The organism is Sinorhizobium sojae CCBAU 05684 (assembly GCF_002288525.1).
Classification (GTDB): Bacteria; Pseudomonadota; Alphaproteobacteria; order Rhizobiales; family Rhizobiaceae; genus Sinorhizobium; species Sinorhizobium sojae.
Genome location: NZ_CP023067.1, coordinates 152094 through 177029, shown reverse-complemented (window position 1 = coordinate 177029; position 24936 = coordinate 152094). Strand labels below are relative to the sequence as shown.

Below are 24936 nucleotides of genomic sequence, written 5' to 3'. Positions count from 1 at the left end.
CGCCGAAAGGATCCCGCCGTGTTCGAAGCCTTTGATGCAACTCTGCTCGCACGCGTACAATTTGCATTCACCGTCTCTTTTCACATCATATTTCCTGCCTTCTCCATCGGTCTCGCAAGCTATCTCGCCGTTCTCGAAGCGCTCTGGCTCTGGAAAAACGACGAGGTCTACCTGGAACTGTTCAACTTCTGGAAGACGATCTTTGCCGTCGCCTTCGGCATGGGCGTGGTGTCCGGCATTGTCATGTCATACCAGTTCGGCACAAACTGGAGCGTGTTCTCCGACAAGGCAGGTCCGGTCATCGGACCGCTGATGGGCTATGAGGTGTTGACGGCCTTTTTCCTCGAGGCCGGATTCCTCGGCGTCATGCTGTTCGGCCTGAACCGGGTCGGTCCGAGGCTGCATTTTCTCGCAACGGTGATGGTCGCTTTCGGCACGCTGATCTCGGCCACCTGGATTCTGGCGGTGAATTCGTGGATGCAGACGCCGGCCGGCTTCTCCGTGAACGAGGCGGGCCAATTCGTTCCCGACGACTGGTGGGCGGTGATCTTCAATCCGTCCTTCCCCTACAGGCTGGTGCATATGGTGCTCGCCGCCTATTTGACGACCGCCTTCGTAGTCGGTGCCTGCGGGGCATGGCACCTCCTGCGCAACACGGCGCCGCGCCGCGCCCGCGCCATGTTTTCCATGGCTATGTGGATGGCGGCGATCGTGGCGCCGGTCCAGATCTTCGCCGGCGACCAGCACGGGCTCAACACCCTCGAGCACCAGCCGGCCAAGGTGATGGCCATGGAGGGCCACTACCAGAGTCATCCCGATGGCGCACCGCTGATCCTCTTCGGCATTCCCAATTCCGCTGAGAAGCGGGTGGATTACGCGATCGAAATCCCGAAGCTGTCGAGCCTCATCCTGAAGCACTCGCTCGATGCGCCGCTTGCCGGGCTCGACACGGTTCCCGAAGAGTTGCAGCCGCCGGTCGCCATCGTCTTCTGGTCCTTCCGCGTCATGCTGCTCATGGGGTTCTCCATGCTCGGCCTGGGCCTCTGGAGCCTCTGGTGCCGCTATCGCGGCACGCTCCACACGAATGACCGGCTGCATCGCATCGCTGTCCTCATGGGGCCGTCCGGCTTCGTGGCCGTGCTCGCGGGCTGGATCACCACCGAAGTCGGGCGCCAGCCCTACACGGTTTATGGCCACCTGCTGACGGCCGATTCGATCTCGCCGATCGGAGCCCCGGCCGTCGGTGCCTCGCTCATTGCCTTCATCATCGTCTATTTTTTCGTCTTCGGGGCCGGTACTTTCTACATCCTGCGGCTGATGGCACGCCTGCCGCGCGACACCTTACCGGAACTCGGTGAGGGACCGATACGTACCGCCGGCGTCACGCCCGGCCCGGCTCAACCCCATGGAGGCCAACATGGACATTGACCTGCCGCTGATCTGGGCCGGCCTCATCGCCTTCTCCGTTCTCGCTTACGTCGTTCTCGACGGCTTCGATCTCGGCGTCGGAATCCTCTTTCCGCTCTTTCCGGAAAAACACGACCGTGACGTGATGATGAATTCCGTCGCCCCCGTGTGGGACGGCAATGAAACCTGGCTGGTGCTCGGCGGCGGCGGGCTCATGGCGGTGTTTCCCCTCGCCTACGCCACGGTCCTGCCGGCGCTCTACGCGCCGATCATCGCGATGCTGCTCGGCCTCATTTTCCGCGGCGTCGCCTTCGAATATCGCTGGCGGACGCGCCGCGGCGAGTTCCTGTGGAACTGGGCTTTTGCCGGCGGCTCCACGCTTGCCGCCTTCGCGCAAGGGCTGGCGCTGGGCGCTTTGGTCCAGGGCATCCCTGTTGAAGATCGCGCCTATGCCGGCGGCTGGTGGGATTGGCTGACGCCCTTCTCGATCATGACGGGCCTTGCCATCGTCGTCGGCTATGCCCTGCTCGGCGCAACGTGGCTGATCATGAAGACCCGCGGCGTGCTTGCCGACAGCGCTCGCACCATTGCGCTGCGCTGCTCTTTCGCCACCGTCGCGGCGATGGGCATCGTCAGCCTCTGGACGCCGTTTCTCGAGCCGGTCTATCTCGAGCGTTGGTTCGGCTGGCCGACGGCGATCTTCAGCGTCATCGTGCCGCTGCTCGTGCTCGGGGGCCTGTATCTGCTGCTGAAGGGCATACGCGACCGGCACGACACCCAGCCTTTCATCGCCGCCCTCGGTCTCTTCGTGCTTGGCTATATCGGCATCGGCATCAGCTTCTATCCCTTCATCGTGCCGCCGTCGCTGACCATCTGGGACGCCGCGGCTCCGGATGACAGTCTCGCCTTCCTGCTCGTCGGCGCCCTCATCCTGGTGCCGATCATTCTCGCCTATACCGCCTATGCCTATTGGGTTTTCCGCGGCAAGGTCGATCCAGAGGAGGGCTACCATTGAGCGGCGCGGACGGCCTCGGCCGAAAACTCCTCTGGTTCGTCGGCCTGTGGCTGGCTGGCGTCGCCGCCGTCACCGTAGTTGGGTTGGCGATAAAGCTGGTGCTCGGGAATTAAGAAAGCTCCGCTCAAGCTCGCAAGGCTATCGTTTTCAAACACGTCGGCAGGCGATCGCCGGATGGAGACAGGACCGCACCCTACTCCCCCGGATGATCGCCCGCCGAGGTGACCATATCCGGCACAGCGGTCCTTTTACCCCTTCTCAGTCGCCATCCCCTTTGCTAGCAAGTCGGCGCAGCCAAACATCCAGAGCGGTGGCGCAAACGCATGTGAGCGCATCCGCTCTACTGCATATCTCCTTGGATCGTGCTCGATCCGGGACAAAGAGATGCAGCAATTCAAAGTGCAACAGCGGGCTTCGCGCGTCTGATGATACGCGCGGCGCTGTAAGGAGCCGGACATGCAGAAGACCCCCGCAGAGTGCACGACAATGGCGGATGTGCGTACCGAGATCGATCGCCTCGACCGCGCTCTGATGATGCTGTTTGCCGAACGCTGGGGCTACATCAACCGCGCGGCTGAGATCAAACGCCCGCTGAAGCTGAAGGCGGACATTCCGGCGCGCGTTGCCGAGGTCAGGGAAAACGCCGGCAGAAATGCGATCGAGCTCGGCCTGGAACCGGATTTCTACGAGCGGCTATGGGCACAACTCATCGACCACTCGATCGCCCAGGAGCGCAAGCTCCTCGGTGAAGACGAGGCTTGAGGCGCGCGCGTCGCGCGTGACAGCCGCTCGGATCAGCCGTTGACGACGAGCCGCCCGTTCTCCTCCGGGCCCTCGTCGAAGCTGTTTTTCCGACTGAGATAACTCTCCCAATCGAAGGCGCTCTGGACGATGTGCTCAAGGCTCGCATGGGTGGGCACCCAATCGAGCTTGAGCCTCGCAAGCGATGGATCGGCCACGACCTGCGCGGCATCGCCCGGCCGCCGCGGCGCGTAGTTGACGCGGAAATCCCGGCCCGAAACCCGCCGCACCGCATCGAGCACCTGCAGCACCGAGAAGCCTTCGCCGTAGCCGCAATTCAGGACCAGGGGCTCGCCGCCGCCTCTCAGATATTCGAGTGCGCTTCCATGTGCCTCAACCAGGTCGCTGACATGGATATAGTCGCGAACCCCGGTTCCGTCGGCCGTTGGATAATCGGTGCCGAAGACATCCACCTTGCGGCGCTTGCCGAGCGCCGTCTCGCAGGCGACTTTGATGAGATGGGTGGCGCCCAGGGTCGACTGTCCGGCACGACCGAGCGGATCGGCCCCCGCCACGTTGAAGTATCGGAGCGCCACATAGCTGAAGTCGTGGGCCGCAGCCGCGTCCTCGAGCATCATCTCGGACATGAGCTTCGAGCGGCCATAGGGGCTTTGGGGACGCAGGGTCGCTGCTTCCGTGACCGGATCTGACGTGTCCTGAGTACCGTAGACGGCAGCGGTCGAAGAGAAGACGAAGTGACGTATGCCGACGTCTATGGTCGCGGCGATGAGCGCGCGCGTCCTTGCCGTGTTGTTGTCGTAATAGGCGAGCGGATTGGCCACCGACTCCGGCACCACCGCCGACCCGGCGAAATGGACCACCGCATCGATCTCGTTCTCGGCAAAGATCCGCGCAAGAACGGACCGGTCGCCCACATCGCCGAAATAGAATCGCGCCTCAGGCGCCACTGCCCAGCGAAATCCGGTCGTCAAGCTGTCAAGCACGACGACACGCTCACCTGCATCGAGCAGCGACCAGACCATGTGGCTGCCTATATAGCCCGCCCCGCCCGTCACCAATACGGTCATTGATTGCCTTCCGCCCCCTATGAACCCGGGAATAGGAAAGACGGGCGATGCTTTCAGAATTGGTAAAACCGTCGGGCTCGGCCGGGCTTCGCCGCCTATTCTCGCTGGCGTGGTTAAGCCACACCTTGGGAAAACAATCACATTTTATCGATCGGTCTCAGCGAGCAAGAATATGGGCGCGCAGGCGCTCCGCCGCCTCGGCGATCTGAGCCGGATCGCGCAGGAAACAGGCGCGCATAAAGAGTTCGCCGCCCTTGCCGAAGGCTGTCCCGGGAGCGAGGCCGACGCCCGTTTGGTCGACGATCTCGATCGCCGCCCGGCGCGAGTCCGTGACGCCGTCGATTTTCATGAAGGCGTAAAGCGCCCCGTCGGGCTTGAGCGTTTCGACACGATTGGTCGCGATCAGCGCATCGCAGAAAAGGTCGCGATTGGCGCTCGCCCTGGCGACGTTCTCATCGACAAAGCCGTCCCCGCCCTCGAGGGCCAGGACGGCGCCTCGCTGCATGAACTGTGCCACGCCGGAGGTCGAATATTGGATCAGGTTTTCGAGCACCTGCCCCATGGCCGGCGGCGCGACGATCCAGCCGACCCGCCAGCCGGTCATCGCCCAATTCTTCGAGAAGGAATTGACGAAAAGGATGCGATCCTCCTTCGCCGCGATGTCGAGGAAGGATGGCGCCCGCCCGCCCAGATAATAGTAGAGCGCATAGATCTCGTCGGCGATGATCCAGAGTCCATGCTTTCGCGCCAGGGCGAGAATCCCCTCGAGGTCTTCACGAGATGCGGTCCAGCCGGTCGGATTGGACGGCGTGTTGATGAAGAGAGCGCGCGTCTTCTTCCCAATCGCCGCCTCGAGCCGATCAAGCTCGAGCTGCCATTTGCCATGCTGGAAACGCAGGGGTACGGAGACGGGGCGTACGCCCGAGAGGTCGGCCGCGGCTGCGAAGTTGGGCCAGGCCGGCGTCAGCAAAACCATCTCGTCGCCCGGCGAGGCAGTCGCCTCTATCGCAAGCTTGATTGCCTGCATGCCCGATCCGGTGACGTAGAAATTCTCCTGCGACAGGGTTTTCTGGAAGCGGCGCTCGTAATAGCGTACCAGCGCTTCGCGGAGCAGCGGGATGCCGCGCTGCCAGGTGTAGAAGGTCTCGCCGGCCATCAGGGCATCTGCGGCGGCGCGGCTGATGAAATCGGGCGTCGGAAGATCGCCTTCGCCGACCCAGAGCGGGATGAGTCCTTCGCGACCGCGCGCATAGTTCACGACCTCGACAATGCCGCTTTCGGGCGCCGAAAGGGAACGCGGGCTGAGGCTGGACATGATCGTCATCGGCGGGCTCCTACTGCATGTCTCCTTAGATCGACCTTTATTCAGGGACGAAGACATGTAGCAATTCGAACTTCTACAACGAGCCTTGCGCGTCTGATAGCACGCGTTACGCTGTAGTGCCCGCGTTCTAGACGCTTTCGCGCCCCCGATCACACGATTTTCTCTGACCTAACGATCGATTTTTGTGATGCGTGCGCGAAAACTGGCCTCGCTCACGCCCGTTGCTTCAGGAGATCGCGAATTTCCGACAAGAGCAGGATGTCCTGAGGCGGCGGTGTAGCCGGTTCGGGTGCCTTTTCTTTTTCCATGGAGGCGCGGGCGCGGTTCACGACCTTGATCATCAGGAAAATGATCCAGGCGAGGATGACGAAATTGATAAGCACGGTGATGAAGCTGCCATAGGCGAAGACTGCGCCCTGCTCACGGGCAGCGGCAAGGGTCGGCGCCGTGACATTCGCCGAAAGTGCCACGAAGTAATCGGAAAAGTCGAAGCCGCCGCCGGTGATTGCCCCGACGATCGGCATGACGAGGTCGTTAACGACCGAATCGACGATCTTGCTGAACGCGGCGCCGATGATCACGCCGACCGCGAGGTCGATCACATTGCCGCGGGCGATAAACTCCTTGAATTCGTTCAGCATGCACACCTCTCCGTAAGGTTACCAGCGATCGCCGCCTGATCCGCCGGCAACCGGTGGCAGGACCTTAGACCAGAGGCGGGCGCGATGGAATTGCCCTTCACGCACGTGCAGCAACCGGTCCCGACGAGCCCAGTCGGGACTCCGTGCGGTCTTGGACTTAAGACGAATAAGCAACCAATTCTCAACGGGATGGACTTGCCCTATGCTGCCCGTCGAGGAGTGTGGCATGCTCTCGGGTTCAATCATATTTGCCTCCGCTTTCGCCTATCTGCTGCTGCTCTTTGCGGTCGCAAGCTTTGGCGACCGGCAGGCCGGAAGAAACAAGATCGCCAGCAAGGGCAGGCCGCTGGTCTATGCGCTGAGCCTGGCGATCTATTGCACCTCCTGGACCTATTTCGGCGGCGTCGGACTCGCGGCCGAACGCGGCCTCGAATTCACCGGCATCTATGTTGGCCCCATCCTGATGTTCACCCTTGGCCTGCCGCTGATCCGCCGCATCGTCCGGCTCGCCAAGGCGGAGAGGCTGACTTCGGTCGCCGATTTCCTGGCCGCACGCTATGGAAAGAACCCGACCGTCGCAGCGATCGTCGCCTTGATCTCGCTGGTTGGTGCGGTCCCCTACATCGCCCTTCAGCTCAAGGCCGTATCGAGCTCGGTCGCCGCCATGATCGACACCAGCGAATACGGCATCGGTTCAGGGGAGAACTTCATAGATCTGCCTCTGCTGGTCACGCTCTTCCTCGCCTGTTTCGCAATCGTGTTCGGCACCCGCCACACGGATGCGACGGAGCACCAGGACGGCCTGATCCTTGCGATCGCGATGGAATCGGTGGTGAAGCTCGCGGCCATGCTCGCGGTCGGCGTCTATGTCGTCTTCGTGCTCTTCGGCGGCCCTGCCGAACTGCTGGAAAGGGCACGGCAAAGCCCCGATGTCCTCTCCGCGCTTGCCTACCAGACGCCGGCAGCGCGCTGGATCCTGCTGATTGCGTTGTCGGCCTTCGCCGTCATCTTGCTGCCGCGGCAGTTCCATGTCACCGTCGTCGAGAACCGCACCGACACGGAGCTGCGCACCGCCGGCATCCTCTTTCCGCTGTACCTGATCGCGATCAATCTCTTCGTGCTGCCGATCGCGATTGCCGGAATTCTTGCGTTTTCCGGCTCCGGCGACGCGGACCTTTACCTCTTGACGCTGCCGCTGGCGAGCGACCTTCCGCTCCTGACATTGACGACGTTCATCGGCGGCTTCTCCGCAGCAACCGCCATGGTCATCGTCGCCTCGGTCGCCCTGTCGATCATGGTCTCCAACGATATCGTCATGCCCGTGTTCCTGCGCCGTCGGCTGGGAACCCGCGGCTCACTGCAGGAGGACATGGCCGGCACGCTCCTCAATATCCGCCGCACGGCAATCCTCGTCGTGTTGCTGCTCGGCTATGGCTATTACCGCTCCGCCGACATCAGTGCCGGCCTTGCCTCGCTGGGCCTGCTATCCTTCGCCGCAGTCTCGCAGATGGCACCGGCGCTCTTCGGCGGCCTCGTCTGGCGGCAGGCGAACTCCCGCGGCGCTATCGCCGGGATGGTGTCGGGCTTTCTTGTCTGGGCGTACCTTTTGTTCCTGCCGAGCCTCGGCGGCCCGGACAATTCCCACGTCGCCTCGACGGTGTTGAGCTTCCTGCTGCCTTTCACCGATCTATTCTCCGGGCCGCAGTCGGATCCGCTCGTCAACGCAACGGCGTTGAGCATGCTCGTCAACGCGTCAGCCTACGTGCTCGGCTCGCTCACGCGCGCGCCGAAGCCCCTGGAGCGCATTCAGGCCGGCGTCTTCATTACCCGCCGGTCGCGCACGGAAGGGACCTTCCGCGGGCGCAAGACCAAGGTGACGGTGCGCGACCTGAAGACCACGATCGCCCGCTACATGGGCGAGGAACGCATGCAGCGCTCGTTCCACACCTATGAGCAGCAGTCCGGCCGTTGGCTCGACGAAAACGCCTCCGCCGACATGGCCCTCGTGCATTTCTCCGAGCAATTGCTCGGCAGCGCCATTGGCTCCTCATCCGCGCGACTGGTACTCTCGCTCGTGCTCCAGCGCGTGGACGATGCCTCTTCGGACACGGCCTGGCTGCTCGACCAGGCAAGCGAGGCGCTGCAATATAACCAGGACATGCTGCATACGGCACTCTCGCAGATGGATCAGGGCATCGCCGTCTTCGACAACGCCAACAACCTGATCATCTGGAACCGCCGCTTCCGTCAATTGCTCGACCTGCCCGAAACCGCCGGCCAGGTCGGCTTCCCACTCGCCGACATCGTTGCGATCCTCGCCCGCCGCGGCGATCTGCGCAAGGAGGACGAGAGGGCGCTGATCGCCAACTTCCTGACGCTTGACAAACCCTTCCTGCTGGAACTCGCCAATGGTGCGCGCATCATCGAAGTGCGGACCAACGCCATGCCCGACAAGGGCATCGTCACGACCTATACCGATATCACCCAGCGCGTAGCCGCCGACATGGCGCTGAAACAGGCGAACGAGACGCTGGAAATTCGTGTCGCCGAACGGACGGGGGAATTGACGCTGGTGAATCGGGAATTGGCAGAGGCGCGCGCAGCGGCCGAAGAGGCCAATATCGGCAAGACTCGCTTCTTCGCCGCCGCCGGGCACGACATACTGCAGCCCTTGAATGCCGCGCGCCTCTATTCCTCCTCGCTTGTCGAGCGGCTCGGCGACTCCGACAACCGGGCACTGGTGCAGAATATCGATTCATCGCTGGAATCGGTGGAGGCTATTCTCGGCGCCGTTCTCGACATTTCACGTCTCGACACCGGCGCGATGAAACCGCGGCTGCAATCGTTGCCGCTCAACGAACTCTTCAAGCGTATCGAGACGGATTTCGCGCCAATGGCGCGGGCGAAAGAGATAGAACTGGTGGTCATGCCGACTTCGCTTGTCGTCCATAGCGATCCAAATCTCCTGCGGCGCGTCGTCCAGAACCTCGTCTCCAATGCCATAAAATACACGCTCCAGGGCAAGGTGCTGCTCGGGGTTCGCCGGCGTGGACAAATGGCGATCATCGAGGTGCTCGACTCCGGCATCGGCATTCCCCCCACGAAATTCCGAACCGTGTTCAAGGAGTTCGCGCGACTTGATGAGGGCGCGCGCACAGCCTCCGGGCTCGGGCTCGGCCTGTCGATCGTCGACCGCATCTCCCGCGTACTCAATCATCCTGTCGTCCTGCAATCAGAGCCGGGCAAGGGCACCCGTTTCAAGGTGAGCGTTCCGATGGCCATGAGTGCCGGCAAAGGGGCGGTATCCCAGCCGATCGCAGCCACCAGGTCAGCCGATGCGCTCACCGGGCTGAACGTGCTGTGTATCGACAACGAACTGAAGATCATCGAGGGCATGGCACTGCTCCTCGGCGGCTGGGGCTGCACGGTGACCACGGCGGAATCACTCTCCGCCTGTGCGGGCATGGACCCCGAGAAGCTTACCGCGCGGCCAGACGCCATCGTCGCCGACTATCACCTCGGCGACGGCACGGGCATTGAGGCAATCGCCTGCATCCGCGCGCTCTGGAAGGAGAGCATCCCTGCCTTGTTGGTGACGGCTGACCGCACCGCGGAAGTCCGCGGCGCCGCCGAACGCGATGGCGTCTCGCTGCAGCACAAGCCGGTACGCCCCGCCGCCCTGCGTGCATGGCTAACGCGGCTCGCCGCCGCGTCAAGGGCGGCGGCGGAATAGTGTCGCCGTTGTATGTTCGGCCGGGTGCCTGGACACACTCAGGCGGCGACGTTCCCGAGCTTCTGTAGCTGGATGACGGCCTGGGTGCGGCTGTCGACATTCAGCTTCAGCAGGATCGCTGAGACATGCGCTTTGATCGTCGCCTCGGATACGCCGAGCTCGTAGGCGATCTGCTTGTTGAGCAGGCCCTCCGCAAGCATCGACAACACGCGAGACTGCTGCGGCGTCAGGGTCTGCAGCCGGTGCATCAGGTCGGCCATCTCCGGCTCGTATTGCTGGTTCTGCTCGTAGCCGGCCGGCACGAAGACTTCGCCGGCCATCACCTTGGCGATGCCTTGACGAATCTCCTCGATGCCCGCGGATTTCGACAGGAAGCCCGCAGCACCGAGATCTATGGCGCGGTGAATCGTAGCCGGATCGTCATGGGCGGAGACGATCATGACCGGCAGGCTGGGGAATTCGGCCCGCAGCGAAATCAGGCCGGAGAGACCGCTGACACCCGGCATCGTGAGGTCCAGGAGCATCAGATCCGCGTCTGCGTGGTCCGCCGCGGCCTTTCGCGCCGCCGCAAAATCGCCTGCCTCGACAATGGCAGGGGCACCGGTCATGCCGCTGAGCGCCTGGCGCATCGCGCCTCGAAATAGCGGATGGTCGTCGGCAATGATGATGGTCATGTCCGGCATGGTGACGCCCCCTCCCCAAGAGCCTCAACTGCAACAATATGTGCTACAGGATCTTATTACCACCGAATCGGCGTCGACATAAGGATGCATGCAGCAGCCGCACCGCCGATCAGCGAGACTTCACGTCCTGTCGGGTACCTGCCCACCCTGCTCGGCGGGCGAGTCGCCCCGTTCGAACTCCTTCACGATCTCCATGAACTTCCGCATCATTCTTTCCATGATGCTCATTGTGCGGTCAATCTCTTCGTCAGTCGGGAGATCCGGTTTGACTGCTGCCACACCACGCCCAACTGCCTTTTCCAGGGCTTCGACGCGCCTTGTGAGAAGATCGAGCTCCCGCTCAAAAGCTGCGCGCTCGTCGGCCGCCATCCGGCAAACGAGTTCGCCGTTCTTCTCCTGGCAGAGGTCAACCTCACCGGTTTCGGTGTCGAGCCGGGCAAATCCCGTCTCGGCTTTCTGCATTGTGTAACGACCCGGCGACGGGTCCTGGGCGGTCGCCGACAGCGGCCATAGAAGGCTCAGCCCGAATGCCAATGCTGCGGTTGGATGCTTCATGACACCCTCTCCATGGATGCTCCTGTGCTACGGCGATCTGCTCACGCCCGACGGGGCGCCGGCGCCGTAGAGAAATCCGCCTCGATCTGATGTTCCACGGTGGACATGCTGCAATATTTGCGGCAAGGCCATGGCTCGGTTTTCATGACGGGCGAGCGGACAGGATGAACGCTACCATATACAAGATCGTTCCGGCACTGCTTTGGCAGGAGGCGCGGCGCACGGGACGATTCGACGGCGCACCTGTCGACCTCGCGGACGGCTTCATCCATTTCTCGACCCGCGATCAGGTGGCCGAAACGGCCTCACGCCATTTCGAAGGACAAACGGACCTCCTCCTCGTCGCGGTGGACGCGGCCGCGCTCGGGAACAAGCTGGCCTATGAACCGTCGCGCGGCGGGGCACTTTTTCCGCATCTCTATGCGCCGCTCACGCTCGACGCGGTGCTGTGGGAAAAGCCACTGCCGCTCGGCAATGACGGCAAACACGTTCTTCCAGAGCTTGCCGCATGACCAGACCTTTCGAAAGCCTCGCCCGCCGCGGTCTGTTCCTGCTCGATCCCGAGGCCGCGCATGGCCTCTCGATCCGGGCGTTGAAGAGCGGCTTCGTCCCGAGCTGTGCAGCGCCCGTCGATAGAAGGCTGGTGCAAACCGTAGCGGGACTTACCTTTGCCAATCCAATCGGCATGGCCGCGGGCTATGACAAGAATGCCGAGGTACCGGAGGCAATCCTCAATCTCGGATTCGGTTTTACCGAGATCGGCACGGTCACGCCGCGTCCGCAGGCGGGCAACGACAAGCCTCGGCTGTTCCGCCTCGTGGAAGACGAGGCGGTGATCAACAGGCTCGGCTTCAACAATGAAGGGCACGGGGCGGCACTGGCGCGGCTTCGAGGCTGCTCCAGCCAGGCCCTGGTCGGCGTCAATATCGGCGCCAACAAGGACAGTGCCGATCGCATCGCCGACTATGTTGCGGGCATTCGCACCTTCTACCCGGTCGCGCGCTATTTCACCGCCAACATCTCCTCGCCCAACACACCGGGCCTGCGCGATCTGCAGGCGCGCGAGAGCCTGGCGGCGCTTCTTTCGGCCGTCCTTGCAGCGCGCGACGAAGAAGCCGGGAAAGCCGGCAAGCGGACTCCCGTCTTCCTCAAGATCGCCCCGGACTTAACCGAGGAGGGGATGGAAGACATCGCCGCAGAGGTGCTGGCGCACGATCTCGATGGATTGATCGTGTCGAACACCACGCTCTCGCGCGAGGGGCTCAAGGACCAGCGGCAGGCGAAAGAGACAGGCGGGCTTTCCGGCAGGCCGCTCTTCGAGAAGTCGACGGCGGTGCTTGCGCGAATGCGCAAACGCGTCGGGCCCAACATGCCGATCATCGGCGTCGGCGGTGTCGGCTCGGCTGAAACGGCGGCGGAAAAGATCCGAGCCGGAGCCGATCTCGTCCAACTCTATTCCTGTATGGTCTACGAGGGACCCGGCCTGCCGGGGCGGATCGTCCGCGGCCTTTCCGCGCTCTGCGACCGAGAGAAGCTCACCTCGATCCGCGACATTCGCGACAGCCGCGTCGACTATTGGGCCGGACGGAAGGTCTGAGCGGCGCGCCGCGGCACCAATATCAGGAGGAACAGGCCGCGCATCAGCAGGAAAAGGTTGAGCCCGGCCCAGAGGCCGTGATTGCCGAACAAGGGCACGAGCAAGGCAAGTGAGGCGCAATAGGCGATGAAGGCGGCAAGCATCATGTTGCGCATGTCGCGCGACCAGGTGGCGCCGATGAAGACGCCGTCCATCAGGAAGGCGAGCGCGCCGGTCAGCGCCGTGGTTGCCGCCCAGGGCATGTATTCGTAGGCGACGGCGCGCACCTCCGCCACCGTCGTCAGCAGATCGACAAGCGCATTGCCAAAGGCGAGAAACGCGAGCGTCGTCACCGCTGCAAGGCCCAGCGCCCAGGAGGCGGTCATCCGAAGGGCACGATCAAAAGCCGGCCGGTAGGCAGCCCCGATCGAGCGCCCCGTCAATTGCTCGACCGCATTGGCAAGGCCGTCGAGATAGTAACCGGCGACCAGGAAGATGCTCATCAGCACTGCATTCGCTGCCAAGATCACCGGCCCGAGCGCGGTACCGATCCGTGTCATCAGCGCAAAGGCGGCGAGAAGCACGAAAGAGCGGATCATGATGTCGCCGTTGAGACCAAAGAGTGCTTTCAGGCGGTCCCGCGCGAAGACCGCCGCCCAGTCGGGCGCGTCCTGCCGGTCGAAGCGGCCAAAGACGATCAGGAAGCCCAGGATCGCTCCGACCACCTCGCCCGTCACTGTCGCAATCGCGACGCCGGCCACGCCCCAGCCGAGAACGAGTCCTAGCAGGATCGACAGCACGATATTCGTGCCGTTGATGATCGTCTGCAGTAAGAGGCCAAGGGTCCCTTGGCCGCGGCCGAGAACGAAGCCGAGAATCGCGTAATTGGCGAGCGCCGCCGGACCCGAGAGGATGCGATAGAGAAAATAGGTGCTGGTGACGGCCGCGACCTCCGGCCCGGGCGCCATCAGCCACAGACCGATTGTGAGCAGCAGCGGAGACAGGAGCACGATTGCGAGCCCGCAAACAAGCGCGATCGCCATTGAGCGCCAGAACACCGCCTGCTGCTCGCGTTGGTCGCCTCGACCATAGGCCTGAGCGACGAGGCCGGTTGTGGCGGCGCGCAGGAAATTGAAGGTGGTGAAGATCAGGTCGAACATGACTGCGCCGACCGCAAGTCCGGCGAGCATCTCCGCCCGGCCAAGCCGGCCGACCACAGCGGTATCGACAAGACCGAGCAGCGGCGTCGTCAGGAAACCGAGCGTCATCGGCAGGGCGATCGAAAAGATCAGCCGATTGGTGACGTGAAAGGGGCCGGCACCACCGGCGTCGCCCATGCGCTTCAAGCTTTCCATGGCAGTCTTGGTTCCATCCTTGCAGCCGCTCCCGCAAGGTCCGTTCGGGAATCAATTCAGCCGCAGAGCACCATGGCCCAATAGGGACGATTACCGGAAGCCGAATTTTGCGCCATTGCGACGCCGAGACCACGATAGTTGCCGAGCATGTTTTTCAGATGGCTCGGCGAAGTGACCCAGGCCCGATAGGCGCGCTCGGCGTCTTCCTGGCCCATGGCGATATTTTCGGCCGCGGGCAGCGTGACGCCCTGGCCCTTCATGCGGTCGTAGAAATCGTCGCGCCAGCCTATATTGTGCTGCATCTTGCCGGCTCTAGCCATTCGCACGGCCTGGTGCATCGCCGCAATGGACGCCGCCGGATCGCGCGCGAGCGCCGAGAGCCCCCTCCCCTGGCGCAGCGTATTGACATAGCCGAGCGTCGGCTCCGTCTGGTCGCTGCGCGCGCCGTCGTCGGGGACAAGCCCATCATAGGTCGAGCAGCCGGCTACGAAGCCGAGTGAGATCACGGCACCGGCGCTCAGAATCAACCGTCTGCGGAGAAGGCAAAGCGAATCCTGCATGCCTACCGCCGATAGCTCAGGATGCGAAGGATGAGGAAGGCGGGAATGACGACCGCGGCGCCGATGAGCAGGTAGTCGCCGACCCGGCCGAGCGCGGCGAAGCCCTTGTGCCAGACGTCAAGCAGGAAACTGCGGATGCCGTAATAGATGTCGACAGGATACCAGTCGAAGATGGTCATGACGAAGCCGACCAGGATCGACACGACGACGAGCTTGACCAGCACGCGCAGTGGCGAGTCACCCAGGAATCTGTTTATGCCGTCCGACATGGGCGATGAGTTCTCCTGTTTTCCCTCACATAAGCCGCCATTTCCGCGCCCGCAACCCGCGAGCAAGGCAGCTTTCCAGATTCCGCTTGTGTTTTGTCGCGTCCGGCGCCAGAAGCGTCCGTCGCAACGAGCCCGCCACCCTCATGACCATCAACCAGCTTTCCTCCGGTGACTTGATCGCCGACCGACGTGCCGACTACGCAAGGCTGCTCGCCGAAAGCGGCGAACTGCAGGGCGCGGCCGAACTCATGGCACAGGCCCTCGAACTCGCGCCGAACTGGGCGGCCGGCTGGTTCCGGCTGGCGGACTATGAAGAGAAATCGGGCCGAAAAGAGGCGGCCATAGACGCATTTGGCAAGACGCTCCGCCTCAACCCGGACGACATTTTCGGCGCCAGCCTCAAGCTCGCCCTCCTTGGCGCCGCCGAGACGCCGGAGCAGCCGCCGAGCACCTATGTCGAGCGGCTCTTCGACGACTATGCCGACCGATTCGATGAGGCCCTGACCGAGAAGCTCGACTACAGCGTGCCGGAAAAGCTCGCCGCGCTCATCGATCGCACGAGCGGCAGACAACGCTTCCGTCACGTCACCGACCTCGGCTGCGGAACGGGGCTCTTTGGCGAGCGGGTCCGCGATCGCGCGGACTTCCTCGAGGGCTTCGATCTTTCGGCCAACATGCTCGCCAAGGCAGAGGGGAAGGCGATCTACGACCGACTGGGCCAGGCGGACCTCTCCTTGCTGCCGGAGGCGTCCGGGCTGTTCGGCGAACTGGCGCAAGAGCGCACCGACCTCGCCAGCGCCGCGGATGTGATGATGTATCTCGGCAATCTCGAAAGCGTGTTCCTCATCATCGACCGGCTGCTGAGGCCGGACGGCCTTTTCGCCTTCTCGGTCGAAAAGGCCGCAGCGGAAGAAGGCTTCGTGCTCCGCCCGTCGATGCGTTACGCGCATGCCGAGCCTTATGTCGCGTCTCTCTGCGCCGGACACCGACTTTCGCTGACGGCGGTCGAACATACGGTCATTCGCATGGATGCCGGCCTGCCGGTGTCCGGCATCCTGTTTCTCGCCCGCAAAGAGGCATGAGGCACAAGGCTGCCATGCAAAATAGGTCAGCATTGCTTACATATTTACTTGATTAATTTTGTGCAGCGCAGCATTGTCGTGGCATTACGATCAGGGGATTGGTCATGGGGCAAGGCGGCAGCGTTTTCGGGCTCTGGAACACCCGTCCCACCAGGCATACGCCGATGGAGGATGCTCAGGGCATCTTTTCCGGCAGCTTCGTTGCCGCTCTCGGCCTCTATTTTCTGGCAAGCGCCGGCCTTCTGACCGGCAGCACCGCCGGCGTCGCATTTTTGCTGCATTACGCAACCGGCGCGAATTTCGGTCTCGCCTTCTTCCTCGTCAACCTGCCCTTCTTCTACCTGTCGCTGAAGCGGCTGGGCCCCGCTTTCACCATCAAAACCTTCATCGCCATCGGACTCACCTCGTTTCTCACGGATGCGCAATCGCGGCTTTTCCAGATCGGCGAGATCCATCCGGGCTGGGCCGCGCTCATCGGCGGCCTTCTGCTCGGATATGGCTTGCTGGCGCTCTACCGCCATCGCGCCAGCCTCGGCGGCGTCGGCATCCTCGGCATTTATCTGCAGGAGCGCGTCGGCATTCGTGCCGGGCTGGTCCAGCTCGTAATCGACATGGCCGTTCTCGCCGTCGCCTTCGCGGTCACAACGCCCTGGATCGTCGCCTGGTCGGTGCTTGGCGCGATCGTCCTCAATCTCTTCGTGGCCATCAACCACCGCGCCGATCGCTACATCGCGCTCTGAAGCATAGGCGGCCAGCCGCGGTAAATACACCAGCTCGATCATCGGCGGATTGAACGGCTTCTCTTTTGCCGGACATGATCTACCTTTGTTCCCCGTGGACAGGATCGATTCCCCATTGCGCGATAGTGACGCTCTGACGTTGCCGGCGCCCTTTCGCCGGTGGTTTGCCGACAAGGGCTGGCGACCGCGCACCCATCAGCTCGAATTGCTCTCCCATGCGGAAGCGGGGGAAAGCACGCTTCTGATCGCGCCGACCGGCGCTGGCAAGACGCTTGCCGGCTTCCTGCCCTCCCTCGTCGACCTCACCCGGCGCGGCAGGATGCCGCCGGGCTCGGCCTTTGTCGGCATCCACACGCTCTATATCTCTCCGCTGAAGGCGCTCGCCGTGGACATCGAGCGCAACCTGATGAAGCCCGTCGGTGAGATGGACCTCCCCGTCCGGGTCGAAAACCGCACCGGCGACACGCCGCAGGGCAAGCGCCAGCGGCAGAAGCTGAACCCGCCCGACATATTGCTGACGACCCCCGAGCAGCTCGCGCTGCTTCTCGCCGATGCGGAGGCGGAACGCTTCTTCAAGGACCTGCGCTATGTCGTGCTTGATGAATTGCACTCGCTGGTGACGTCGAAGCGAGGGCATCTGCTTTCCCTCGGCATCGCGCGGCTACGGCGGCTCGCACCCCGCCTGCAGTCGATCGGGCTTTCGGCAACGGTCGCCGAGCCGATGGAACTGCAGCGCTGGCTGGTGGCGCAAGCTCCCGACAGCGACGACCATGCCGGACTGATCACCGTTTCCGGCGGCGCCAAGCCGGAGATTTCCGTCCTGCGCAGCGACAATCACGTGCCTTGGGCCGGGCATTCTGCCCGCTACGCGATCGCCGATGTTTACGAAGCGATCAAGGCGCATGGCACGACGTTGCTCTTCGTCAATACACGCAGCCAGGCGGAAATGCTGTTCCAGGAGCTCTGGACCATCAACGACGACAACCTCCCGATCGCACTGCACCACGGCTCGCTCGATGTGGCCCAGCGCCGCAGGGTGGAGGCGGCAATGGCCGAGAACCGTCTGCGCGCCGTCGTCGCCACCTCGACGCTCGATCTCGGCATCGATTGGGGTGATGTCGATCTGGTCGTCCATGTCGGCGCGCCGAAAGGCGCTAGTCGTCTCGCCCAGCGCATCGGCCGCGCCAATCATCGCATGGACGAGCCGAGCCGCGCCATCCTCGTTCCGGCCAACCGATTCGAGGTGATGGAATGCCAGGCGGCGCTGGACGCCAACTATATCGGCGCGCAGGATACGCCGCCGATCGGCAGGGGTGCGCTCGACGTGCTCGCGCAACATGTGCTCGGCATGGCCTGCGCCAGTCCCTTCGACGCGGTCGAACTGCACGCGGAGATCGCCAGCGCCCTGCCCTACCGCGCCCTCTCCTGGGAAACCTTCGAACGGGTCGTCGATCTCGTCGCCACCGGCGGCTATGCGCTCAGGACCTATGAGCGTTACGCCCGCATCCGCAAGACGAAGGAAGGGCTCTGGCGGGTGTCGAACCCGATGGTGGCGCAGCAATACCGGCTGAATGTCGGGACGATCGTGGAATCGCCGATGCTGAACGTCCGTCTGGTGAAGCGCAATGCGCGCGGCTCGCTCCGCCGGGGCGGCATGTCTCTCGGCAAGGTGGAAGAGTATTTCCTTGAAATGCTATCGCCAGGCGACACGTTTCTCTTCTCCGGCAAGGTTCTGCGCTTCGAGGGTATCCGCGAGAACGAGTGCCTCGTCTCGCCGGCCTTTTCCTTCGATCCGAAGGTGCCGAGCTATGCCGGCGGCAAGTTCCCGCTTTCGACCTATCTCGCGGCGCAGGTGCGAAAAATGCTCGCCGAGCCCATCCGCCGCGGGCCACTTCCGGACCAGGTGCGCGACTGGCTGGCGCTGCAAGAGGACGTCTCTATGCTCCCGCGCGAGGACGAGCTCCTGGTCGAGACCTTCCCGCGCGGCAGCCGCCATTACATGGTGATCTATGCCTTCGAAGGCCGGCTCGCACACCAGACGCTCGGCATGCTCATCACCCGCCGGCTCGATCGCGCCGGGCTGAAGCCGCTCGGCTTCGTCGCCACCGACTATTCGCTCGCCGTCTGGGCGCTCGACGATTTGGGCGCGGCCTTCCGGACCGGGGCGCCTTCGCTCGCGGAACTCCTCGACGAGGACATGCTGGGGGACGATCTCGAGGCCTGGCTGAACGAATCCTTCCTTCTGAAGCGTACGTTCCGCAATTGCGCAGTCATCGCAGGCCTCATCGATCAACGCCACCCGGGCAAGGAGAAGACCGGCCGGCAGATCACGGTTTCCGCCGACCTCATTTACGACGTATTGCGGATGCACGAGCCGGACCACATTCTCCTGGAGGCGACCAGGAACGACGCGGCGACGGGCCTCCTGGACATCGACCGGCTCGGCTCCATGCTGAAGCGGATCAAAGGTCACGTCAGCCATCGCCGACTCGACCGCATCTCGCCGCTCGCCGTGCCGGTGATGCTGGAAATCGGGCGGGAATCGGTTCATGGAGAAGCGCAGGACTTCCTGCTCACGGAAGCGGCCGATGAGCTTATCAGCGAGGCAATGGGCCTCAAGGAGGAATAGGACAGGAATGCATCGGCTCGTCCATGCGGCATCGGCCCCGGCGAACGCCTTTTTCCAGGCACGCACGACGATCAACGGCGTCGCCGCCATCTGCGATGCGCTGGGGGGCCTCTATCTGCCCGAGAGCCGAACCCTGGTCGTCTCCGACCTTCACCTGGAAAAAGGCTCCGCCTTCGCCCGCCGCGGCATGATGCTGCCGCCCTATGACACGATCGCGACGCTGCGTATCCTCGAGGCGGTCATTGCCCGCCACGATCCAGCGACCGTGATCAGCCTCGGCGACAACTTCCATGATCGCACCGGATCGGCGGCAATGCCGGAGAACTTTCGCCAGGTGATCTGCTCAATGGCGCAAGGCCGCGAGTGGATCTGGATCAATGGCAATCACGACCCCGATGGCGCACACGGACTGCCCGGCGCCTCGATGGACGAGCTCCGCCATGCGGGGCTCGTCTTCCGGCACGAGCCGTCAAGGGTGGACGGCGTCGGCGAGATCGCCGGCCACCTGCATCCCTCGGCCACCGTCCGGCGCCGGGAGAGATCGGTTCGCCGGGCCTGTTTTGCGACGGACGGCAAACGGCTGCTCATGCCTGCCTTCGGCGTCACCACCGGCGCACTGGACCTCAGGCACCGCGCCATGAACGGAATATTCGACCGCCAGCACCTTGTCGCCCACATGATGGGGCGCGACCGGATCTACTCGGTCCGCTTCGCAAACCTACTCGGATAAAGGCTCTCAGAACGCGTTGAAGGTGAGCGTCGTCAACGAACGGGAGATGCCCGGAACGCTGGCGATATTGTCGTTGATGAACTTGCCGACGTCCTGGCCCTCCTCGACATAGATCTTCAGAAGCAGGTCATAATCGCCGCTGGTCGAATACATCTCCGAGACGATTTCCTTGCGGTAGATCTCGTCTGCCACTTCGTAGGTCTTGCCGGGGGCGCATTGCAATTGCACGAAAATCGGCTTCATGGGGTTCCTCTGCTTTCCGGGCGCGGGCGCGGCTGCATGGCGCTTCTCCCGCCTCTTCGATCGGTCAGGTTGTCGCTCGATACTGTCGCGCGCTTCCATAAACCGCAACAGGGCAAAAGGAAATGCCGGCCTCTTCGCCGCGGCGCTACCGGCCAGCCGGATGAGGCGCCAAGCTAATCCTTGCGGAAGAGCAGGCTTGCGCCCCAACCGGTGATGACCGCCAGCGCCACGGCGAAGAGGCCGTAGGCGACGGGCTGGTCATGTGCGGCCCGGGTGATCGCCTGTTCGAGACCGGTCTTGACGACCCGCAGCGACAGCGCCTTGGCGGCGACGAACAGCCCATCCCGGAACAGATAGCCACGCACGACGTGAATGCCGTTCGGCACGTTGGCCGGCAGCCGCACCGAGGCCTTGAACAGGCTCGAACTGATGAACTGCACGCCGCCCGGATCGCGCTGGTAGACGCCGGTTTCCTCCCGCAGGCGCCGGAAGGCGTTGCGGAACTCGCCGAGGTTGCTGCCGTCGCCGAAGAAGCCGAGCGGCACCAGGCGCATGTGATCGACGCCGATCCCCATATTGGCAATGTCGCGCGGCGGCGCGATCGTGCCGATGTCGCGCGTGCTCGACAGCGAATAGGCCTCGGGAACCAGCTCGAAGGTCATCGACTGCATGTTGACCCAGATGCCGAAGACGCGTTCCTTCTTGCGCACCGTCGCATTGTCCTTCGGGCCCTCGAGCGTGACGACGATGTTGTATTTGCCCTGGGCGAGAAGGTTGGGATCGAAGCCGTCGATTGCGCCGAAGATCGTCAGGTCCGCACCGCGAAAGTCGGAGGTGATGGCGATCTCGTCGGTGGAGATGCCGATCTCCAGCTTCTCGTTGAAGTTCGTGGTCTGCCGCTCCAGGGGCCGCGCCGGCGCCTGTGCCGCGGCCGGCGCGGCGACGGCGAGAACGAGGGCTGTCAGGGGAAGGCGGAGGCATGCGACCATCAGTAGCCGAACCCCGCTGAGACGACCGAATAGACATCCTCCGGCGGAATGACGAGATCGATGGCGAGACGGATGCCGACGGCGAGCACGAGCAGCGCCAGCAGCGCCCGCAACTGTTCGCCGCGCAGCCGCTGGCCCACGCGCACGCCGTATTGCGCCCCGATGACGCCGGCGATCATCAGCACGAAGGCGAGCACGATGTCGACCGTGTAGTTCGTCGACGCCTGGACGAGGACGGTGTAGGCGGAAACGAAGACGATCTGGAACAGCGAAGTGCCGACGACGACATTGGTCGGGATGCGCAACAGATAGATCATCGCCGGCACCATGATGAAGCCGCCGCCGACGCCCATGATCGAGGTCAGCATGCCGATGAAGAAGCCGAGCGTGGCGACCGGAATGACGCTCAGATAGATCTTCGACTTCTTGAAGCGCATCTTCAGCGGCAAGCCGTGGATCCAGATATGCTGTCCGGGCCGGCGCAGGGCGGTCGGCAGGTTCTTGGCGGCCTTGCGCATGGCGCCCACGCTCTCCCAGAGCATCAACCCGCCGACCGAGCCGAGCAGCACGACATAGAGCAGCGAGATCACCAGATCCAGCTGGCCCATGCGGCGCAGCAGCGAGAACAGCCAGACGCCGACGGTGGCCCCCACAAGGCCGCCACCGAGAAGCACGGTGCCGAGCTTGACGTCGATCGTGCCGCGGCGGAAATGCGTGATCGCGCCGGAGATCGACGAGGCGACCACCTGGTTGGCGCCGGTCGCCACTGCCACCACCGGCGGAATGTTGTAGAAGATCAGCAGCGGCGTGATCAGGAACCCGCCGCCAACCCCGAACATGCCGGACAGAAAACCGACAGCCGCGCCCATGCCGAGAATGACGAAGATATTCACCGACAACTCTGCGATGGGCAGATAGACGTTCACTGGCGGGATCCCGATGACGTGGAATGATCTCTATGGGACGAGCATCGCGTCCGCCTCAATCCCGAGGGTACCGCTGCTTTTCCTCAAGCACGTTGAGATCCATATGGTTGCGCATGTATCGCTCGGAGGCCTTCTGCAACGGCTGGAAATCCCATGGGTAATAGGAGCCGTTCCTGAGCGCCGGATACACCACCCAGCGACGGGCTTGGCTTTCACGCACTGCGGCGTCAAAGGCAGCGAGGCTCCAACGCCTATTTGCTTCGGCCAGCAAGCTGGTAAGGGCTTCCCTGTGATCCGCGTCCTGCGCAAGGTCCGTCAATTCATCAGGATCTGAGCTGACGTCGAACAGCAGCGGCGGGTCCTTGTCGCAGAGCGTCAATTTGTATGCTCCCGATCGCAGTCCGACGAGCGGCGCCACCGACCCTTCTGCCGCGTATTCCATCGGCACGGGACCCCGGTCGGTCTCACCACGCACCACCGGCGCGAGATCCTCGCCATCGGTCCAAGGGAGGATCGAGGTGATGTCCAAGCCGGCGATGGAGGCGACCGTAGGCGTCACGTCGAGCGTCGACACCGGAGCATCTAGCCTGCCGGGCTTCCAGCCAGGCGCCGATATCATCAGCGGCACGCGCGCCGAGCCTTCGAAGAAGCTCATCTTGAACCAGAGGCCACGTTCTCCCAGCATGTCGCCATGGTCGGAGACGAAAAGTATGGCGGTATTCTCGGCCATGCCGGTGCGCTCGAGCACGTCGAGAATCTCGCCGATTTTCTCGTCCACGTAGGAGATGCTGGCGAAATATCCGCGCCGTGCGCGCCGTACGTCATCCGCCGAAATGTCGAATGACCGGTGGTCGCAAGCCTCCAATAGGCGCTGGGAATGCGGATCCTGCTGCTCAAAGGGAATGGGCCCGATCTTCGGGTCAAGCGCAGCACAATCCTGGTAGAGATCCCAGAAGCGCTTGCGAGCCACATAGGGATCGTGCGGATGCGTGAAGCTGACCGTCAGGCTCCACGGTCGATCGTCATTTCCGCGCGCAAGGTCGTAGAGCTTGCGGGTTGCGTTGTAGGCCACTTCGTCGTCGTATTCCATCTGATTGGTGATCTCGGCAACCCCGGCACCGGTGACGGAACCGAGATTGTGATACCACCAGTCGATGCGCTCCCCCGGTTTGCGGTAGTCCGGCGTCCAGCCGAAATCCGCCGGATAGATATCCGTCGTCAGCCGTTCTTCAAAACCATGCAGTTGATCTGGCCCGACGAAGTGCATCTTTCCCGAGAGGCAAGTCTGATATCCTGCGGCTCTGAGGTGGTGCGCATAGGTCGGTATGTCCGAGGCAAATTCGGCCGCGTTGTCGTAGACGCGCGTGCGGCTTGGGAGCTGACCGGACATGAAGGATGCCCGCGCCGGAGCGCAAAGCGGACTGGCAGTGTAGGCACTGGCAAAGCGAACCGACCGCTCTGCCAAGGCCTTGAGATGAGGCGCATGCAGAAAATCGGCGGGACCATCAGGAAACAGAGTTCCGTTGAACTGGTCGACCATAAGGATCAGGATGTTTGGCCGCGTCATTGGATTCTTCCTTCAGTCTAAGCAGGTTTCGGAACGGCGTCCGACGGCTTTCCGACAAAACCTGCGACAAAACAAAACACCAAGCAGATGGTGCGCGCGAAGCCACGCAAGTCCGCTTAGAGTCCGAGAGATGCCTTGACGCTGGCCAATCCAGGACCGCCGTCGAAGGTCGTAACGCCCGCGAGCCACTTTTCGAGCGATTGCGGATTTTCGTTGAGCCAAGCTGCTGCGGCTTCCTTCGGTTCCTCGCCTTCCAGGATCTTGCCCATCAGCATGTTTTCCATTGCTATGTCAAAGGTCAGATTCTTGAACAGGGTGGCACCGTTGGGGCACATCTTCGGCCAACCGGTCCGTGCAAGCGTGTAGACCTCCGCGCCACCGTAATTGGGCCCGAAATAGACGTCGCCACCGGACAGATAGGTGATATCAAAACGGTTGTTCATGGGATGCGGCGCCCAGGCGAGAAAGACGATGTACCCTTTCTTCGCTGCCGCTCGATCCACCTGGGAAAGCATCCCCTGTTCGCTGGAGGCTACCAGCTGCCAATCACCGAGGCCGAAATCGTTAGCCTCGATCATTTTTTCGATGCTGGCATTGGCCGGCGCGCCCGCCTCGATACCATAGATCAGGCGCTCGAACTCTTCACCATACTTTTGGAGATCGGAGAAGTCCTTGATGCCGCGTTCCGCGACATAGGAAGGTACAGCCAGTGTGAACTTGGCTCCCTCAAGATTGCGGTTGACGATCTCGACGGCGTCAGCCTTCTTCAGGTCCTCGACGAAGGCGCTCTGGGCCGGCATCCAGTTGCCGAGGAAGACGTCGATATCCCCGTTCTTCATCGACTCGTAGCCGATAGGCACGGAGAGCGTTTTGATGTCAGGCTCATAGCCCAGTGCCTCGAGCAGGACGCTCGCGACGGCATTCGTTGCAGTGATGTCCGTCCAGCCCGGGTCGGACATGCGGATCACCTTGCAGGCCTCGTGCTCTGCAGCGTGGAGTGGCGCCATACCGGCAAGCGACAGAAACAGCCCGATCGCGAAGCGGGCGCAAACTGAATTCATGTTCGTGTTACTCCCTGAACTA

At 63.0% G+C, this 24936-nt stretch carries 23 protein-coding genes; 10 read left to right on the top strand and 13 right to left on the bottom strand.

Annotated features, from left to right (window positions below):
* Positions 1 to 18 precede the first annotated feature (18 nt).
* The 3 genes from SJ05684_RS00830 to SJ05684_RS00820 all read left to right on the top strand — a co-directional run bounded on the left by SJ05684_RS00830 (position 19) and on the right by SJ05684_RS00820 (position 3184).
* A complete protein-coding gene (locus tag SJ05684_RS00830) occupies positions 19 to 1428 on the top strand; it encodes a cytochrome ubiquinol oxidase subunit I (RefSeq protein ID WP_034859378.1) in 1410 nt (469 codons plus the stop codon).
* Positions 1418 to 2422 carry a cytochrome d ubiquinol oxidase subunit II gene (cydB, locus tag SJ05684_RS00825; protein ID WP_034859350.1) on the top strand — a complete coding sequence of 335 codons (1005 nt, stop codon included), beginning with the start codon at positions 1418 to 1420 and terminating at the stop codon, positions 2420 to 2422. The genes SJ05684_RS00830 and cydB overlap by 11 nt, the downstream gene beginning before the upstream one ends.
* Before the next feature lie 456 nt (positions 2423 to 2878).
* The gene (locus SJ05684_RS00820) at positions 2879 to 3184 is read left to right on the top strand and encodes a chorismate mutase family protein (protein WP_034859346.1); all 306 of its coding nucleotides are present in this window, start codon (positions 2879 to 2881) and stop codon (positions 3182 to 3184) included.
* A gap of 32 nt (positions 3185 to 3216) precedes the next feature.
* Here the strand turns inward: SJ05684_RS00820 and galE are convergent, their stop codons facing one another.
* The 3 genes from galE to mscL all read right to left on the bottom strand — a co-directional run bounded on the left by galE (position 3217) and on the right by mscL (position 6216).
* Positions 3217 to 4251 carry a UDP-glucose 4-epimerase GalE gene (gene galE / locus SJ05684_RS00815; RefSeq protein ID WP_034859345.1) on the bottom strand — a complete coding sequence of 345 codons (1035 nt, stop codon included), beginning with the start codon at positions 4249 to 4251 and terminating at the stop codon, positions 3217 to 3219.
* 157 nt (positions 4252 to 4408) lie between these two features.
* Positions 4409 to 5575, bottom strand: coding sequence for a pyridoxal phosphate-dependent aminotransferase (locus SJ05684_RS00810; RefSeq protein ID WP_034859343.1), 1167 nt, complete (start codon positions 5573 to 5575; stop codon positions 4409 to 4411).
* A 212-nt stretch (positions 5576 to 5787) separates the two neighbouring features.
* The gene (gene mscL, locus SJ05684_RS00805; protein ID WP_034859341.1) at positions 5788 to 6216 is read right to left on the bottom strand and encodes a large conductance mechanosensitive channel protein MscL; all 429 of its coding nucleotides are present in this window, start codon (positions 6214 to 6216) and stop codon (positions 5788 to 5790) included.
* 226 nt (positions 6217 to 6442) lie between these two features.
* Between mscL and SJ05684_RS00800 the strand changes: the two genes are divergently transcribed.
* The gene (locus SJ05684_RS00800) at positions 6443 to 9949 is read left to right on the top strand and encodes a hybrid sensor histidine kinase/response regulator (protein ID WP_034859338.1); all 3507 of its coding nucleotides are present in this window, start codon (positions 6443 to 6445) and stop codon (positions 9947 to 9949) included.
* Positions 9950 to 9987: 38 nt separating this feature from the next.
* Here SJ05684_RS00800 and SJ05684_RS00795 read toward each other — a convergent pair whose 3' ends face one another.
* Complete coding sequence (locus SJ05684_RS00795) at positions 9988 to 10632, bottom strand: response regulator transcription factor (RefSeq protein WP_034859336.1); 645 nt, start codon at positions 10630 to 10632, stop codon at positions 9988 to 9990.
* Positions 10633 to 10752: 120 nt separating this feature from the next.
* Entirely contained in the window at positions 10753 to 11187 is a 435-nt protein-coding gene (locus SJ05684_RS00790; RefSeq protein WP_034859334.1) for a hypothetical protein, read from the bottom strand.
* A gap of 164 nt (positions 11188 to 11351) precedes the next feature.
* Between SJ05684_RS00790 and SJ05684_RS00785 the strand changes: the two genes are divergently transcribed.
* Positions 11352 to 11699, top strand: coding sequence for a DUF952 domain-containing protein (locus SJ05684_RS00785; RefSeq protein WP_034859332.1), 348 nt, complete (start codon positions 11352 to 11354; stop codon positions 11697 to 11699).
* Positions 11696 to 12784, top strand: a complete 1089-nt coding sequence (locus SJ05684_RS00780) for a quinone-dependent dihydroorotate dehydrogenase (protein ID WP_034859330.1) — start codon at positions 11696 to 11698, stop codon at positions 12782 to 12784. The genes SJ05684_RS00785 and SJ05684_RS00780 overlap by 4 nt, the downstream gene beginning before the upstream one ends.
* Here SJ05684_RS00780 and SJ05684_RS00775 read toward each other — a convergent pair.
* Genes SJ05684_RS00775 through SJ05684_RS00765 form a run of 3 tightly spaced genes read right to left on the bottom strand, consistent with a single transcriptional unit; the run spans position 12760 to position 14947 of the window.
* The gene (locus tag SJ05684_RS00775; protein ID WP_050980216.1) at positions 12760 to 14118 is read right to left on the bottom strand and encodes an MATE family efflux transporter; all 1359 of its coding nucleotides are present in this window, start codon (positions 14116 to 14118) and stop codon (positions 12760 to 12762) included. The two genes, SJ05684_RS00780 and SJ05684_RS00775, sit on opposite strands and share 25 nt — an antisense overlap.
* A 56-nt stretch (positions 14119 to 14174) precedes the next feature.
* Positions 14175 to 14678, bottom strand: coding sequence for a CAP domain-containing protein (locus tag SJ05684_RS00770; RefSeq protein WP_034859328.1), 504 nt, complete (start codon positions 14676 to 14678; stop codon positions 14175 to 14177).
* Positions 14679 to 14680: 2 nt separating this feature from the next.
* Positions 14681 to 14947: a DUF6460 domain-containing protein gene (locus SJ05684_RS00765; RefSeq protein WP_034859325.1), complete on the bottom strand. Its 267-nt coding sequence runs from the start codon at positions 14945 to 14947 to the stop codon at positions 14681 to 14683.
* A gap of 143 nt (positions 14948 to 15090) precedes the next feature.
* Between SJ05684_RS00765 and SJ05684_RS00760 the strand changes: the two genes are divergently transcribed.
* The 4 genes from SJ05684_RS00760 to pdeM all read left to right on the top strand — a co-directional run bounded on the left by SJ05684_RS00760 (position 15091) and on the right by pdeM (position 20128).
* Positions 15091 to 16029, top strand: coding sequence for a class I SAM-dependent methyltransferase (locus SJ05684_RS00760; protein WP_034859323.1), 939 nt, complete (start codon positions 15091 to 15093; stop codon positions 16027 to 16029).
* 104 nt (positions 16030 to 16133) lie between these two features.
* Positions 16134 to 16769: a YitT family protein gene (locus tag SJ05684_RS00755; RefSeq protein WP_034859322.1), complete on the top strand. Its 636-nt coding sequence runs from the start codon at positions 16134 to 16136 to the stop codon at positions 16767 to 16769.
* A gap of 85 nt (positions 16770 to 16854) precedes the next feature.
* Entirely contained in the window at positions 16855 to 19398 is a 2544-nt protein-coding gene (locus tag SJ05684_RS00750; protein WP_034859320.1) for a ligase-associated DNA damage response DEXH box helicase, read from the top strand.
* A gap of 7 nt (positions 19399 to 19405) precedes the next feature.
* Positions 19406 to 20128, top strand: a complete 723-nt coding sequence (gene pdeM / locus SJ05684_RS00745; protein WP_095694182.1) for a ligase-associated DNA damage response endonuclease PdeM — start codon at positions 19406 to 19408, stop codon at positions 20126 to 20128.
* Between the two features lie 6 nt (positions 20129 to 20134).
* On the opposite strand, the gene SJ05684_RS00740 is transcribed toward pdeM, so the two are convergent.
* The 5 genes from SJ05684_RS00740 to choX form a co-directional block, all read right to left on the bottom strand.
* Complete coding sequence (locus tag SJ05684_RS00740) at positions 20135 to 20371, bottom strand: Lrp/AsnC ligand binding domain-containing protein (protein ID WP_034859316.1); 237 nt, start codon at positions 20369 to 20371, stop codon at positions 20135 to 20137.
* Positions 20372 to 20544: 173 nt separating this feature from the next.
* Positions 20545 to 21360 (bottom strand): TIGR02186 family protein, encoded by an 816-nt coding sequence (locus SJ05684_RS00735; protein WP_034859915.1) that lies wholly within the window; start codon positions 21358 to 21360, stop codon positions 20545 to 20547.
* Positions 21360 to 22286, bottom strand: coding sequence for a sulfite exporter TauE/SafE family protein (locus SJ05684_RS00730; RefSeq protein WP_095694181.1), 927 nt, complete (start codon positions 22284 to 22286; stop codon positions 21360 to 21362). Before SJ05684_RS00730 ends, SJ05684_RS00735 begins: the two co-directional genes overlap by 1 nt.
* Positions 22287 to 22341: 55 nt before the next feature.
* Positions 22342 to 23853: a choline-sulfatase gene (gene betC, locus SJ05684_RS00725; protein ID WP_034859830.1), complete on the bottom strand. Its 1512-nt coding sequence runs from the start codon at positions 23851 to 23853 to the stop codon at positions 22342 to 22344.
* A gap of 116 nt (positions 23854 to 23969) precedes the next feature.
* Positions 23970 to 24914, bottom strand: coding sequence for a choline ABC transporter substrate-binding protein (choX, locus tag SJ05684_RS00720; RefSeq protein WP_034859828.1), 945 nt, complete (start codon positions 24912 to 24914; stop codon positions 23970 to 23972).
* Between the last annotated feature and the right edge of the window lie 22 nt (positions 24915 to 24936).

Excerpts from the sequence above, each read along its gene's own strand:
- SJ05684_RS00765 (WP_034859325.1), bottom strand. The coding sequence starts at position 14,947 with ATGTCGGACGGCATAAACAGATTCCTGGGTGACTCGCCACTGCGCGTG.
- SJ05684_RS00785 (WP_034859332.1), top strand. The coding sequence starts at position 11,352 with ATGAACGCTACCATATACAAGATCGTTCCGGCACTGCTTTGGCAGGAG.
- SJ05684_RS00800 (WP_034859338.1), top strand. The coding sequence starts at position 6,443 with ATGCTCTCGGGTTCAATCATATTTGCCTCCGCTTTCGCCTATCTGCTG.
- SJ05684_RS00760 (WP_034859323.1), top strand. The coding sequence starts at position 15,091 with ATGACCATCAACCAGCTTTCCTCCGGTGACTTGATCGCCGACCGACGT.
- SJ05684_RS00820 (WP_034859346.1), top strand. The coding sequence starts at position 2,879 with ATGCAGAAGACCCCCGCAGAGTGCACGACAATGGCGGATGTGCGTACC.
- SJ05684_RS00770 (WP_034859328.1), bottom strand. The coding sequence starts at position 14,678 with ATGCAGGATTCGCTTTGCCTTCTCCGCAGACGGTTGATTCTGAGCGCC.
- SJ05684_RS00735 (WP_034859915.1), bottom strand. The coding sequence starts at position 21,360 with ATGGTCGCATGCCTCCGCCTTCCCCTGACAGCCCTCGTTCTCGCCGTC.
- SJ05684_RS00790 (WP_034859334.1), bottom strand. The coding sequence starts at position 11,187 with ATGAAGCATCCAACCGCAGCATTGGCATTCGGGCTGAGCCTTCTATGG.
- SJ05684_RS00775 (WP_050980216.1), bottom strand. The coding sequence starts at position 14,118 with ATGGAAAGCTTGAAGCGCATGGGCGACGCCGGTGGTGCCGGCCCCTTT.
- pdeM (WP_095694182.1), top strand. The coding sequence starts at position 19,406 with ATGCATCGGCTCGTCCATGCGGCATCGGCCCCGGCGAACGCCTTTTTC.
- SJ05684_RS00780 (WP_034859330.1), top strand. The coding sequence starts at position 11,696 with ATGACCAGACCTTTCGAAAGCCTCGCCCGCCGCGGTCTGTTCCTGCTC.
- betC (WP_034859830.1), bottom strand. The coding sequence starts at position 23,853 with ATGACGCGGCCAAACATCCTGATCCTTATGGTCGACCAGTTCAACGGA.
- cydB (WP_034859350.1), top strand. The coding sequence starts at position 1,418 with ATGGACATTGACCTGCCGCTGATCTGGGCCGGCCTCATCGCCTTCTCC.
- mscL (WP_034859341.1), bottom strand. The coding sequence starts at position 6,216 with ATGCTGAACGAATTCAAGGAGTTTATCGCCCGCGGCAATGTGATCGAC.
- choX (WP_034859828.1), bottom strand. The coding sequence starts at position 24,914 with ATGAATTCAGTTTGCGCCCGCTTCGCGATCGGGCTGTTTCTGTCGCTT.
- SJ05684_RS00795 (WP_034859336.1), bottom strand. The coding sequence starts at position 10,632 with ATGCCGGACATGACCATCATCATTGCCGACGACCATCCGCTATTTCGA.
- SJ05684_RS00755 (WP_034859322.1), top strand. The coding sequence starts at position 16,134 with ATGGGGCAAGGCGGCAGCGTTTTCGGGCTCTGGAACACCCGTCCCACC.
- galE (WP_034859345.1), bottom strand. The coding sequence starts at position 4,251 with ATGACCGTATTGGTGACGGGCGGGGCGGGCTATATAGGCAGCCACATG.
- SJ05684_RS00740 (WP_034859316.1), bottom strand. The coding sequence starts at position 20,371 with ATGAAGCCGATTTTCGTGCAATTGCAATGCGCCCCCGGCAAGACCTAC.
- SJ05684_RS00810 (WP_034859343.1), bottom strand. The coding sequence starts at position 5,575 with ATGACGATCATGTCCAGCCTCAGCCCGCGTTCCCTTTCGGCGCCCGAA.